This is a genomic window from Kitasatospora sp. NPDC001660, assembly GCF_053596725.1.
Window position 1 is genome coordinate 24,542 of record NZ_JBSFGU010000036.1, and the last position, 12,636, is coordinate 37,177.

At 73.6% G+C, this 12,636-nt stretch carries 11 protein-coding genes, 1 pseudogene and 1 riboswitch; of the genes and pseudogenes, 4 read left to right on the forward strand and 8 right to left on the reverse strand.

Translation table 11 applies throughout. The features are described 5' to 3' along the window. Positions 1-80: 80 nt before the first annotated feature. Positions 81-261, reverse strand: a riboswitch (M-box (ykoK) riboswitch). A gap of 605 nt (positions 262-866) precedes the next feature. Then, positions 867-1,598 (reverse strand): DUF7873 family protein, encoded by a 732-nt coding sequence (locus ACWCXH_RS29475; RefSeq protein WP_449804527.1) that lies wholly within the window; start codon positions 1,596-1,598, stop codon positions 867-869. A gap of 258 nt (positions 1,599-1,856) precedes the next feature. Here ACWCXH_RS29475 and ACWCXH_RS29480 point away from each other — a divergent pair, with 258 nt between their 5' ends. Together ACWCXH_RS29480 and ACWCXH_RS29485 are read left to right on the forward strand one after the other, a co-directional pair. Then, positions 1,857-2,414 carry a hypothetical protein gene (locus ACWCXH_RS29480; RefSeq protein ID WP_449804528.1) on the forward strand — a complete coding sequence of 186 codons (558 nt, stop codon included), beginning with the start codon at positions 1,857-1,859 and terminating at the stop codon, positions 2,412-2,414. Between the two features lie 235 nt (positions 2,415-2,649). Further along, positions 2,650-3,624 carry a CapA family protein gene (locus ACWCXH_RS29485; RefSeq protein WP_449804529.1) on the forward strand — a complete coding sequence of 325 codons (975 nt, stop codon included), beginning with the start codon at positions 2,650-2,652 and terminating at the stop codon, positions 3,622-3,624. Positions 3,625-3,688: 64 nt separating this feature from the next. On the opposite strand, the gene ACWCXH_RS29490 is transcribed toward ACWCXH_RS29485, so the two are convergent. Both ACWCXH_RS29490 and ACWCXH_RS29495 read right to left on the reverse strand, forming a co-directional pair. Further along, on the reverse strand, positions 3,689-4,366 hold the full coding sequence (locus tag ACWCXH_RS29490; protein ID WP_449804530.1) for a Tat pathway signal sequence domain protein: 678 nt from the start codon (positions 4,364-4,366) through the stop codon (positions 3,689-3,691). A gap of 184 nt (positions 4,367-4,550) precedes the next feature. Continuing rightward, a complete protein-coding gene (locus tag ACWCXH_RS29495) occupies positions 4,551-4,961 on the reverse strand; it encodes a PPOX class F420-dependent oxidoreductase (RefSeq protein WP_449804531.1) in 411 nt (136 codons plus the stop codon). Between the two features lie 50 nt (positions 4,962-5,011). Here ACWCXH_RS29495 and ACWCXH_RS29500 point away from each other — a divergent pair. Further along, positions 5,012-5,158 (forward strand): annotated as a pseudogene (locus ACWCXH_RS29500) (alpha/beta hydrolase); the annotation flags it as partial. Between the two features lie 333 nt (positions 5,159-5,491). Here ACWCXH_RS29500 and ACWCXH_RS29505 read toward each other — a convergent pair. Further along, positions 5,492-8,215, reverse strand: a complete 2,724-nt coding sequence (locus ACWCXH_RS29505) for an ATP-binding protein (RefSeq protein ID WP_449804571.1) — start codon at positions 8,213-8,215, stop codon at positions 5,492-5,494. A 311-nt stretch (positions 8,216-8,526) separates the two neighbouring features. After that, positions 8,527-9,294 carry an SDR family oxidoreductase gene (locus ACWCXH_RS29510; protein ID WP_449804532.1) on the reverse strand — a complete coding sequence of 256 codons (768 nt, stop codon included), beginning with the start codon at positions 9,292-9,294 and terminating at the stop codon, positions 8,527-8,529. Positions 9,295-9,413: 119 nt separating this feature from the next. Between ACWCXH_RS29510 and ACWCXH_RS29515 the strand changes: the two genes are divergently transcribed. Further along, complete coding sequence (locus ACWCXH_RS29515) at positions 9,414-9,977, forward strand: TetR/AcrR family transcriptional regulator (protein ID WP_449804533.1); 564 nt, start codon at positions 9,414-9,416, stop codon at positions 9,975-9,977. A 142-nt stretch (positions 9,978-10,119) separates the two neighbouring features. On the opposite strand, the gene ACWCXH_RS29520 is transcribed toward ACWCXH_RS29515, so the two are convergent. The 3 genes from ACWCXH_RS29520 to ACWCXH_RS29530 are packed head-to-tail and all read right to left on the reverse strand — an operon-like array spanning position 10,120 to position 12,468. Beyond that, entirely contained in the window at positions 10,120-10,965 is an 846-nt protein-coding gene (locus tag ACWCXH_RS29520; RefSeq protein ID WP_449804534.1) for a PhzF family phenazine biosynthesis protein, read from the reverse strand. After that, positions 10,965-11,387, reverse strand: coding sequence for a DUF6924 domain-containing protein (locus ACWCXH_RS29525; RefSeq protein WP_449804535.1), 423 nt, complete (start codon positions 11,385-11,387; stop codon positions 10,965-10,967). The genes ACWCXH_RS29520 and ACWCXH_RS29525 overlap by 1 nt, the downstream gene beginning before the upstream one ends. A gap of 46 nt (positions 11,388-11,433) precedes the next feature. Continuing rightward, positions 11,434-12,468, reverse strand: coding sequence for a class I SAM-dependent methyltransferase (locus ACWCXH_RS29530; protein WP_449804536.1), 1,035 nt, complete (start codon positions 12,466-12,468; stop codon positions 11,434-11,436). Between the last annotated feature and the right edge of the window lie 168 nt (positions 12,469-12,636).

Consider the following 12,636-nt stretch of genomic DNA (forward strand, 5'->3'; position numbering starts at 1 on the left):
GTCCATCACGCCCCCCTCCCGATCTCGGCCGCGATCCGGTGCCGCGGCAGCATGGCAGGGGCGGACCGACGTCACCGCCCGGCGCACCCCAGACTCGTCAGAGCTTTGGCACTCCACGGCGTGTCCCCGGTCGGGTCCGGCGGGGAAGCCACTTGGGGTCACCCCTTGGGCCGGGGAGACCTGTCCTGATCCGGAGCGTCTCTCGACGGGTGGGATCAGTGGCCTGTGTCCGTGAAGACGCCTCACCGAACGAGGTGTCTTTTCGAATCCTTGACAGGATAGGGCCTTGTCATCCCCCCAGCACAACCCTTGACCTGAGCTTGACCCCGCCCCGACCTGCGGGGGAGCCGCCGGGCGCACACCGGGGCGCGGCGGGAGCGACCCGGCCGGCCCTTGCTCCCCTCCGCCAGCGGCCGACCCGACCGGAAACGCGAGAGGACCCGGGAGCGTAGCCTGCCCCCGGGCCCCTGTTTGCCGCCCAATTGCGCACACCGGCACGTTTAAGGGTTGCGGATCAGATTGAAATCGACGCGTTCTGCCTTTGAACTACCGTGCCACGGAGCGGCACAGACGGGACTTGAACCCGCATTCGTCGACATGCGTCCACACCCGGTCGATCCGGCGTTCGGCGGCGAATGCTGAGACTGGAGCGAGAGTCTGAGCTTGATGGGGCCCGCCTCTGCCTGGCTTGGGCTACCCCGGCCGGTGGTGCCGGGGGGAGGATTTGAACCTCCACTGTGACCCCTGGTCAGCTTCAACATCAGTGTCAGCTTTTCGCACCGCGCAGCAGCCCCCATCCGGTCTCCCGGAGGGTTCTCGGCGCGCCCGGTGCACCCGCCCGGCTCCCCGGACGGGCGATCATGAGGCTACCGGAACAGGTAGCCGAAGACGGCGTCGCCCACCCGCTGGTCGGTGACCTCGACGGCGTTGGCCTCCTCGCGGGCGAACTTGACGGCCTGCTGGAGCTTCTCCACCCGCTCGGCCAGCTCGTTCACCCGGCGGGCCGGCAGCGCGCCGGAGAACTTCACCGTGGTCCAGTAGCCGACCGCGATGTCCTCGTAGTAGACCTCGACCTGGGCCGGGTGCTTCTCGGTGGCCTCGGCCTTGACGTGGTTGCGCGGCACCTTCTTGGTCCGGATGGTGCGCACCGGCTCGGTCTTCCAGGAGTCGGTGGACGGGTCGAGGTTCCACGATTCGGAGGCGTCCAGCACCGGGAGCTTCTTCACGAACGTGAACAGGTCGGTGAGCTGCTTCTCCAGGAAGAGCAGGTAGGGCACGGGCACCTGGGCGAGCAGCACCTGGCCGTCCACCACCACGTCCGCGCGGGCGTCGATGTTGGCCCAGTCCTTGGTGGCCGTCACGTCGAACAGCCGCGTGAGGGTGGCCGCGGTGGACCGCAGGATGTCCTCGGCCTTCAGCTGCACCCGGGTCGACTCCGGCGGCAGTTGCTCGCCCTCCTCGTCCTTGGGCTGGTAGGTGCGGGAGATCCCGGCCAGCAGCGCGGGCTTCTGCAGGTCCTGGTGGGCCTGGGTCAGCTCCTGGAAGGACTTGGACTTGACGCCCTTTTCAACGGCGATGATCTGGTTCAGCTTTGCCACGGCGAGGACGCTACCAGTCCCGAACTGAAGTGCGACACTCAATTCCTGACGGGGCGGACGTTCCCCTCGGGAATCCCGTGCCCGGGAGGCCGGACTGTCGACGGGCTGCCGCCAGGCCTCCGTACGCGGCCCGGCGGCCGTCGCCCGCAGCGCGCGCCCTCGCCCCGGTGCTCGCCGGACTGCCCGAAGCAGCGCCGCGCCGGACGAAGATCATCTGGGCGTAGTCTCGTCGCGGACGACAAGGCAAGAGAGGGAGACATGGGCCAGAAGATCATCCGGTTCTCGGACCTGACCGGCAAGCACGTGGAGGACGACGACGACCTGGTACGCATCGTGGTCCGCCGGCACCCGGACCTGGCGGACGGGCCCGTCGAGATCGAGGCGCTCGCCGGCGAGCTGGACGCGGTGGAGGAACTGGCGCTCGACCTGGTGACGATCGAGCTGCACCACCCGGGCTCGGACGAGCCCCGGACGGTCGTGATGGAGGCCGGGGCATTCAACCGACTGGCCTCGGCGGCGCCGATGGCCGAGGTGCTGCGCGGCGCCGCGCCGGTCGGCCGGTCGCGCCCGGGCCAGAGCGCGGCGCCGGACGGCTCCCGGGAGCGGGTGAACTACGCGAGCCTGGACCACGCCGGCAAGCCGCACAAGGGCCGCACCACCGACGCCGAGAAGCAGCTCGTCCAGCAGCACCTGGAGGAGATCAACGAACGCCTGGCCACCGAGGGCATCCGGAAGATCGACCTGGCCAACGCGGACCACGTCTCCCGCTACGGCCTGGAGGCCCTGGCCCGGGCGATCGGCGTGACCCAGGAGTGACGGAACCGACTCCGGGCCTCCACGCTCGCCGCCGCGGACGCGCGGAGGCCGGAGGTGTCACGAGCCTCCCGGAACTTCGGCGCGGCGAGAGGCGCACCCGCGAGATTCCTTAGGGTGACGACGCGCCTACCCAGTCGTGTCGCCGGACAAGAGACCGTTTCCGGAGCTTCGCCGGGCCGGGTTTGCCCCCGGCGGCGCGCGGGTCGAGTCTGGAGGAGCGGCAGGGGACAGGACGATGGCGCTCACGGTGGCTCTGGCCGGCGACACGATGCTCGGGCGAGGTGTCGCCGAGGAACTGCGGCGTTCGTCGGCGCCCGGCACACTGCTGTCCGCAGAGGTGCGGGACACGCTCGCGGAGGCCGATCTCGTCGTGCTCAACCTGGAGTGCTGCGTCTCCGGCCGGGGTGAGCGCTGGCCGGACCCGTTCAAGGCGTACTTCTTCCGCGCTCCGCCCTCTGCCGCCGCCGTCCTGGCCGAGCTGGGGGTGGACTGCGTGACGCTGGCCAACAACCACGCCCTCGACTACGGCTTCGACGCCCTCGCCGACACCCGTGACCTGCTGGAGCGGGCGGGCGTGCGGGCGGTCGGTGCCGGGCGGGACGTGTCGGCGGCCCGGGAGTGCGCCGTGCTGGAGGCGGCCGGGACGCGGTTGGCGGTCGTGGGCGTCACCGATCACCCGGAGGACTACGCGGCGGGCGAGCGGCGTCCGGGCGTCGCGTGGGCCGACCTCCGCAGCGGCGTGCCCCACTGGCTCACCACCCTCGTGGCCCGGGCTGCCCGGAGCGCGGACGCCGTGCTGGTCACCCCGCACTGGGGGCCCAACATGACCTCCCGCCCGCCGCCGCACGTCCGCGCGGCGGCCCGCGGACTCCTGGCCGCGGGGGCGACCCTGGTCGCCGGGCACTCGGCCCACGTCTTCCACGGCGTCGCCGACCACCTCCTCTACGACCTGGGCGACTTCGTCGACGACTACGCCGTGGACCCGGCGCTGCGCAACGACCTCGGGCTGCTCTTCCTGCTGACCCTGGACGGTGCTCCCCTGGCGGCGGTCGGGCTGGAGGCCGTGCCGCTGCGCCTCGACTACTGCCACACCCGCCTCGCCCGGGGCGCGGAGTGGGAGTGGATCCGCGACCGATTCACCACCGCCTGCGCCGAGTTGGGCACCACCGTGGGCGAGCGGGCAGGCCGGCTGACCGTCGACTGGACGTGACGCGGGCCGGCGCCGGAGCGCTGACGGCCGGGTTGGACCGTCAGCGCCTCGGGCCGGGGTCGGGTCAGTTCACGTAGACCGTGGGGCTGCCGGGGGCGGTGGTGTCGGTGACGGGGCCGAAGGTGGCGGAGAAGTAGCCGTCGCCCGGGCAGAGGGAGGAGCCGTCGCTCTTGGCGAAGTGCTCGTTGGTGAAGGTCAGGCCGTGGGCGCCGTTGTCGGCGTTGCCGGTGAACGCGCCGCTGAGCTGATAGGTGCAGGTGATGGTGCCGAACCAGGTGTCGAGCACGGCGCTGGCCTGGATCGGCCCGGCGGTTCCGGCGGTGAGGGTGAGCGGGAGGCCGGCGCCGTCGTCGACGGAGAGGGTGAAGGGGAGGTTGCCGACGGTCAGGCTTTCGACGTTCGTGACACCGGTGACGTTGCTGGTGCACGAGTCGAAGGTCAGCCCGGTGAGGGACTCCGTCGCCGTGCCGGGTGCCCCCGGGTTGGTCAGGACGGTGGCCGAGAGCTGGGAGGTGGCGCAGGTGACGCCGGTGGTGCTGGTCGCGGTCGAGTAGAAGGTGGCGCTGGTGTTCGCGGCGAGCGGCGCGGCGAGCGCGTCGCCCGCGGCGACGGCGGTGGTGCCCGCGCTGTCCGTGGTCAACACGGCGGCGGCGTCGGGCACATGGATCGCGGACGCGGGGGCCGCGCCCAGGACGACCGCGGCGACGGCGGTGGTGGCGGCGAGGTGGCGGCGAAGACGCATGGGAAAGCCTCTTCCTCGGTGAGGGGGATCGAGAAGACGAACTTTCGCTGCCGCCGGAGGGTGGGGATCCGGGCGGCTGACTACGTTCTAGGCCGGTGTTCGTGCACCGTCAAGGCAGTGCGCGAAAGTTGCTGACTTTTCGTCAGCAAGAGCCGGGTCCGGCGGCGACGCATCCGGCCCTGCGTCACCCGATGTCGCGGGCGGCGGACCCCCGCTCCTCCAGGTTCCAGGTGACGACCCTCCGGGGGTGGACGCGGATGATGTCCCGGCTGAAGTGGTCGGGTGCCACAGGGGGCAGGTCGACGGCCAGCACCTCGGCCTGGCCTCTGATCTCGACCCCGCGCCCCCACCCGCCCGCGACCGGGTCATCGGCCGGAGCCAGGTCGTCGACCAGCACGGAAACCTCGGGGTGGGCCTGCGCGTTGCGGTACTTCTGGCTGCGGGCCATGGCGGGCCCGCCGATGTCGATGGTGCCGTCGCCGTTGAGCCTGAAGCCCACCGGGCGGACCTGCGGACGGCCGTCGGGGCCGATGGTGGCCAGTCGGGCCAGTGGCTGGGCGGTGAGGTACTCGCGCTCCCTCTCGGTGAAGATCATGCGGGCAACCCTAGAAGTTCAAGCGCGGTTGAGGTCAAGGCCGGCGGCGCCTCGCCGCCCAACTGCCCGGCGGGATGCTGCTCACCTACCGGGGCCTGGGCCACGCCGCCTACCGCCGCAGCAACGCGTGCATCACCGGGGCCGTCGACGCCTACCTCGTCGAGCCCGCCCCGATGCGGCCCGGGGCGAGTTGTTGACCGCCCGCCCGCTGTGGAGGTGCCGTCACGGACGACCGCGGCGCGGCGCACCCCGCCCGGAGCCCGGATGCTCGTTTGCGCTCGCCCCGGGCCCGGATCAGAGGAGATGATCGCCGATCAGGTGCCCCGGCCGCATCGGGAAGGTGGGCGGTCAGCGCATGGCCACGCGCGCCCTGCGGGCGGCGCGGCCGTGGACGCCGTTGCGGCCGTAGCGGTGGATCGGCGGGCCGCCGGGTCGTCTGCTACGCGGGCGACGACGCCGACGCCCGGACGCGGGGTGCGGGTCCCGGCCGGGTGGGCCGGTGGCCTGGTTGTCCGCCCGCCGGTACCCGCTCAACCCGTCGGGCTCGCGTGCAGGAGGTTCCGGGCGCGGGTGGCCAGGCCGTCGGCGGCGCAGTGGGTGGCCAGCTCCAGGCCGCGGGCGAGCGCGGTGCGGGCGGCTGGAGTGGCGCCCAGCGCCTCCCCGAGGTCGACCAGGGCGATCGCGTGCTCGTAGCGGGCGGGGGAGCGTTCCAGGTGGTGGACGGCCTCCGTGAGCAACTCGGCTGCGCGGGGCCGCTCGTGCACTGCCGCGCAGAGCCGCAGGGCGCTGCCGACGGCCGAGTCCGTCCCGGATTCCCGAGCCCGGCGGACGGATTCGGCGGCGAGGTCGCGAGCCCGGTCCGGCTGGTCGGGGGCCACCGCGCGTGCCAGGTGCGCCAGCCACGGCGCCCACACCGTGTTGCGCCACCCGCGCGCGTCCAGGGCCGCGCCCGCGGCGGCCAGGACGGCCGCCGCGCCCGGCGCGTCGCCCCGGGCCAGGAGCAGGCGCCCGTACAGGGTGGGTGCGTCGGGCAGGACCATCACCGTCGGGTACGGCGGGCCGAAGGCGTGGTCGCGCGCGAGCTCCAGGGCTTCGGTGAGCCGGCCTCGTGCGGCCAGGGTCTCGGCCAGCGCCCCGACCGCGTCCCAGTGCAGCGGAATGCCCGGGCCGATCCGCTCGGCGATGCGCAGGGCCCGGCGCAGGTGGTCCTCCGCTGCGGCGAGGGCGCCGCAGCGGAAGCGGAGCATGCCGGTCAGCAGGTGGGCGAAGCCGAGGTGGCCGCCGCTCCAACCGGCGATCTCGTAGGCGCGGACCGCCTCGGTGAACAGTTCCTCCGCCCGGTCGACCCGGTCGGCGTACAGGTAGCTGATGCCGAGGATGCCGGGCAGTTCGAAGCCCCAGGTGGTGTTGGTCCAGCCCAGGCTGCGGGGCAGGCGGCCGTTCGGCAGGGCGGACTCGGCCAGCGCGATCGCCTCCGTGCGGTCGGTGCCGCGCAGGGTGAGGTCCCAGCAGCGCAGGACGGCCACCGCGTGGATCAGGCCGTCCTGTTCGAACGCCCGGTCGCCGGTGACCGGTTCATCGGCTTTGCCGCTTTTGCCGTCCTCGTGGTCCGCGTGGGTGTCGGTGAAGGCCAGGCCGACCATGTCGAGCATCCGGGCGAACTCGGCGAGCCGCCGGGAGCGGCCGGGGCCGTCCTCCTCCTCGGACCGGAACGCGGCGAACATGAAGTGGGCGACCTCCAGGCGCAGGCGGCCCGGACCGGGCGACGTGCGGGCGGCCTCCTCGGCGCAGACCGCGGCGGCCTCGCCGAGCCGGTTGCTGTGGGCGAGGGCCTGGGCGAGCCGGACGGTGGCGTCCACCCGCAGTTCGGGGCCGAGACCGTACGGGTCGGCGAGCGCCAGGCGCAGCTGGTTGACGGTGGTCGCGGGGTCGGTGAGCAGCGCCGAGCAGCCGAGTTCGTAGAGCACCGCGGCCCGGTCCTCGTCGGCGGGCGGCTCGCTGATGGCGCGGCGCAGGCAGCGCTGGGCCGCCTCCGGAGCGCCGATGGCCAGGTGTTCGCGGGCCGCCCGGCGCAGTTGGCCGACGAGGTCGCCGTCCCCCTCGGGCAGGATCTCCAGCAGGTGTCGGGATGCGGTGAGCAGGCCGAGCCCGGCGTTCTGGATCTCGACGGCGGCGACTCCGTGCATCCCGGTGCGGGTGGCGGGCGGCATCGACCGGTAGACCGAGGTGGCGACCAGGGGGTGGACGAACTCCAGTCGGCCTCCCGGCGTGGTGGTCAGCACCCGGTGCCGGCGCAGCTCCCGGACGGACTGGGCGGCGGTCTCCGGGCCCTGGGCGCAGATGGCGGCGGCGAGGGCGGGACGGATGTCGGTGCCCAGCATCGACGCCGCCCAGGCGAAGTGCAGCGCGGTCGGGCCGAGTTTGTCGAGCCAGTGCCGCAGCGTCATGCCCCTCGCGTTCGCGGCGAGTTCGCCGAGCTGGCCGATGCTCTCCTCGACCGGGTCGAGCCGCAGGTCGAGCACCTCGCGCAGCAGGGCCGTGGTCTCGTACGGGTTCCCGGCGGTGACGGCCCAGACGTGGCGGCAGAAGGCGTCCTCCGCCTGCGCACCGAGGGCGGCCCGGACCAGGTGCGCCACCGAGGCGGGCTGGAGCGGGCGCAGTTCGTGCCTGCGGTCGGCCGCGGCGACGAGGCCGCGCTGCACCGGCAGAGCGTCGTCGGGGAACTCGTCGCGGCAGGCGAGCACCAGCAGGGCCGGCAACTCCCGCGCGCGCACCGCGAAGCCCGCCAGCCAGCCGAGCGACTCCGGGTCGGCCCAGTGCAGGTCGTCGACGATGACGGCCACCGGCGGGCGGTGCTGGACGAGGCGGGTGACGACGAAGTCCAGGCCGTCCCGCACTCCCTGCGGGTCGAGCTGCCCGCCGGGCGGCATCAGCCCCACGACCGGGCCGACGACGTTCTCCCACGGCCCGAAGACCCGTGCCCGCTCCTCGTCGGGCAGGGCCGCCAGCACCGGCCGCACCAACTGGCGCACGACGTGGAACGGTTCGTGGCGCTGCCGCTCGCCGCCCCGGGCGAACAGCACCGTGCACCCGGCGCGTTTCGCCGCCCGCCGCACCTCGCCCAGCATCGCGGTCTTGCCCAGCCCGGCCGCGCCGGTGTAGAGCAGCAGCTCCCCGGTCCCGGCGCCGGCAGGCCGGGTGAGCGCCTCGATCGCCCGCCCGGCCGACCGGATCTCGGCCTCGCGCTCGTGCAGCCGGTCCGTGCCGTCGCCGATCCCGCCGATCCCGCCGTCGCCTCCGGGCCGGGCTTCCTCTGCGGCCACCGGCGCCTCCAATTCTCCGTGCCACAGTCGTCGTTGCCGAGGCCCGAGGCTACTGCCGAACGAACGGCTCCGGTACGGAGTTGACAAAGCGGCCCGTCAGCCCGTTCGTTGGGCCGGTGGGCGGCGGCCGGCCGGTGCCGGGCGAGTGCCGCGCCGCCCGCGCCGCACGAACCGGCCGACGCATGACGCGCGGGGGGCGTCGGCTCTCGCAGAGGGCGTCGGGTTCCGCGCCCCGGCGGTTCTCAGCCCTGCGCGGTCGGCCGGACGACGAGGTCGTTGATGTCGACCGCGGCCGGCTGGGCGATCGCGAAGGCGATCGCCTCCCCGACCGCCTCCGGCGGGATGGCGAACTTCTCCTTCGACGCGGCGAGTTCCGCGCGCACCCGGTCGTCCGGGACGGAGTCGATGAAGCCGGTCCGGACGAATCCGGGGGACACGACGGTGACCCGCACGCTGTCCCCGGCCTCCTGCCGCAGGCCCTCGGAGAGGGTGCGCACCGCGTTCTTGGTCGCGGCGTAGACGGCCTGGTTGGGCACGACCCGCAGGCCCGCGGTGGAGACGACGTTGACGAAGTGCCCGCCGCCCTGCGCCCGGAAGGCCGGCAGGGCGGCGGCGATGCCGTACAGCACGCCCTTGAGGTTGACGTCGACCATCGCCTCCCAGTCCTCGACGCGCAGGTCGTCGAGCGGGGAGACGGGCCCGATGCCCGCGTTGCTGACGAGCGCGTCCAGACGGCCGAACCGTTCACGCGCGAGCGCCACGAGCGCGGCGAGGTCGGCGCGGCGCGTGACGTCCACGGCGGCCCAGGCCGCCTGACCGCCGCTCTCCGTGATGCGGGCCGCGAGGTTCCGCAGGTGCTCGGTGCGCCGGGCGCCGAGCACGACCTTCGCCCCGCGCCCGGCGAGCAGCAGGGCGGTGGCCTCGCCGATTCCGCTGCTGGCGCCGGTGATGGCGACGACCTTCCCGTCGATTCCGGGCGTGGTGACCCCGGATGCAGTGACTCCGGACATGGTGACTCCGGGCATGGTGAACCCCCTACACTCGAACCGGACATGTGTCCGGTACTGCGGACAGACTACCGGACACGTGTCCGCTTTGGTGGCGAGGACGACGACAGGGAAGGCCCGCAATGACCCAGGACCCCCACGCGGCACGGCGGACGGACGCCGAACGCAACCGCGCGCGCATCCTCGACGTCGCGCGCGACGCGCTCGCGCGCTCCGGCGACGTCACCATGAAGTCGATCGCCCAGCGGGCGGGCGTCGGGCAGGGCACGCTCTACCGCCACTTCCCCACCCGCGAAGCCCTCGTCCTCGCGGTCTACCGGCACGACGTCGGCGAACTCGTCGACTCCGTGACGGAATTGCTCGCCGAGCACGAACCGTGGGACGCGCTGCGGGTGTGGTTCGACCGGCTGGCCGCCTTCGGCCGGGTCAAACACGGCCTCGCCGAGGTCCTGCACGCGGCCACCCGGCAGGACCTCTCCGCCGAGTACTACCAACCGGTCGTCGACGCGATCGACCGGTTGCTGAACGCCGGCCGGCGGGCCGGGCAGGTGCGCGCCGACGTGGACGGCCCCGACGTCCTGCTCCTGGTGAGCTTCCTGTGGCGCGCCGACCGGGACGAAGACTGGCACCGCCGAGCCCACCACCTGCTGCGCGTCGTCCTCGACGGCCTGCGCGCCACCCACTGAGCCCTCCATGCACAGTCCCTGGTGGGTCTGGAGGTGGTGGATGGTGGCCCAGTGGGCGATGAGGCGGTAGGGGCCGTGGTTGAGGAGGGCCCATCCGCTGAGCACGTCCACGGGCCGCGGGTGTCGGGCTCCGGACGAAGGCTCAGCGTCGGACGGTTCGCGTGGTCGTCGCCTCGCCGCCGAGGTGGATGCGGCCGGTTCGGTCGACGGTGGCCGTGATGGTGGACGGGCTGGCGAGGTGGTCGCCCATGTCGACGCTGAGGTGGGCGGTGCCGTCGTGGGCGGTCCGGGCGGCGTGGGCGGCGAGGCAGGCGGTGCTGTTGGCGTTGGCGATGTCCTCGGGGACGCCGATGGACGGGGCGAACATCCGGGCCGCCGTCCAGCCGTGCCCGTCCGGTACGGCGTAGGCGTAGCAGCCGAGCAGGGCGTGGCGGTCGCAGGCTGCTCGCAGGCGGAGGAAGTCCGGTGTGATGGCGGCGAGTTCGGTGCGGGTCGGGACGGGGAGGAGGAGCCTCGGACGGCCGTTGGAGGCTACGACGGCGGCCCGGGGCGCGTCGTTCAGGCCGAGGGCTTCCGCGATCGTCCTCAACTCGGCTGCCCGGGCGGGCCGCAGGCTCACCGGGCCGGGGTCGAACGACGCCGTGAGGGTGGCCCCGCGGCGGGTGGCCCGGCCCTCGAACGTGCGGCTCGCCGTGTGCAGGACGGTGCGGAATTCGTCGCCGCCCGCCCGTTCGGCGAGCAGGGCGAGGGCGGCGACGGTGCCGTGGCCGCAGGCGGGCAGTTCGCCTCGGGCGGTGAAGAACCGGAGTGCGTGGCCGGTGCCGGCCGAGCGCACGAAGACGGCGTGGGACGTCCCCGACTCCCCGGGGATCCGGCGTCGTTCGTCGTCCGTGAACGGCCCGTCGTCGAGGACGGCGGTCGGGCTGCCGCCCCGGCCCCGCCGCCGGCACGCGTCGATGACGGCTGTCGGGAACCGTGTGGCGGCCATCAGCCGTCCTCGAAGTCCCGGAACGTTCCCGACGCGTCCACGGCGTCGGCGAAATCGGCGAAGTCCAGGTTGGCGATCGACAGGTTCGCGGAGACGTCGGCGTACCAGCGGGGCGGGACCCGGAACGTCCGGCCGGGTTCGTCGTACAGGTCGACGGCCAGGAGGGGGTGCTCCTCGTCGGTCATGGTGATCGTGTCCGCGAGGAACAGGTGGCAGATCTTGTCGTCCTCGTCTGCGGCCGCGTCCGCGGCGACCAGCGCTTGGAGGCCGACGCCGCTGAACGCGGGATCGCTGACGTACGTCGCGGTGCGGTCCTCGGAGCTCCTGTCGATCGTCGTGCGCACCACCTCCCATGCGGCGTCGCTGCTGAAGTCGGTGCGCAGGACGAGCGAGGTCAGGTCGTCGGGTCGGGGCAGTGCCATGCGGCCGATCCTGCCACCCGTCCGGCCGGACTCGATGGACGGGGGGTCACTTCGTCCGGTGCTCGGCCACCGCGACGACCGCCACCCTCGGGACCTCCGCGACGTAACCGTCGGACACCGGGCGGACCAGGGGACGGGTGGGGGCGGCCAGGGGGGTGCAGAGACCGGCGAGGTGGGCGGTGTGGTCGAAGGCGGTGACCAGGACATCCCAGGCCTTCTTGGTGCCGAGGCCGGTGAAATGGTGGGTCAGGGCGAAGGCCTCGGCGACGTGGGCGACCATGGCGGCCTTCGCCTCGTCCGGGGAGGCCGCGCGGACGGTGAAGGGGTCGTAGACGTCGAGCAGGCGTACCGCGACGGGGTGGGGAGCGAACAGGTCGAGCAACTCGGTGCGGGTGAAGTGCGAGTGGTGGTGGCGGACGGCGGCGTGGGGGTCGACGACGGTCCGGAAGAAGGCTGCCGTCGGGCTGTGGGGCTCGAAGTCGTGCAGCACGACCCGGCCGCCGGGCCGCAGCACCCGGACGGCCTCGGCGACCGCGCCGGGCCGGTCGTCGGGCGGGATGTGGTGGGTGCCGTACGCCAGCAGCACGGCGTCCACTGTGCGGTCGGCCAGCAACAGCCGGTCGGCGGCCTGCCGTACGGCGGGCAGCCCGTGGGCGAGCGCGGCGGCCACCAGGGGGCCGGAGGGGTCGCCGGTGAGCAGGGCGAGCCCGCTCGGCGCTTGCCCGGGGCGGACGGCGGCGGCGCGCGCGAGGTGGCCGTCACCGCCGAGCACGTCCAGGACCAGCGTCTCCTTGGCGTCCGCTCCGGGACGGCCGGCCGCCAGGTGAAGGAGTCGGCGGGCACCGGTCCACCGTGCCAGCGGGTCCTGGTGGGCGCCCCAACAGGAGTCGCGCCGGCAGGAGTCGCCGTGGCCGGTGCCGTCGGGGGCATCCTCGTCCGGCTGGGAGCAGAGCCGACGCATCGTGCCGGCGGACGCGAGGCGTCTCGGGTCGAGGGTCCGGTGCCACCGCGGATGACGGGCGGCGAGGTGCCCGAGGTACTGCTCCAGGGTCATCGCGGGCAGGTAGGACGGCGCGGACACGGGCAGCTCCTCTGGCAGGCTCGGCTCAACCTCCATGCTGCCCAGTGGGACGGCGGACATTCACCGCGTTCACCGGCGCGCGGAGCGCCCGTCAGTGGCTTTCGAGGCGGCCCGAGCGGGGGCGTCGATCCACGTCATCGGCGGTGCGGTTAGGCTGACTCCGTCTTT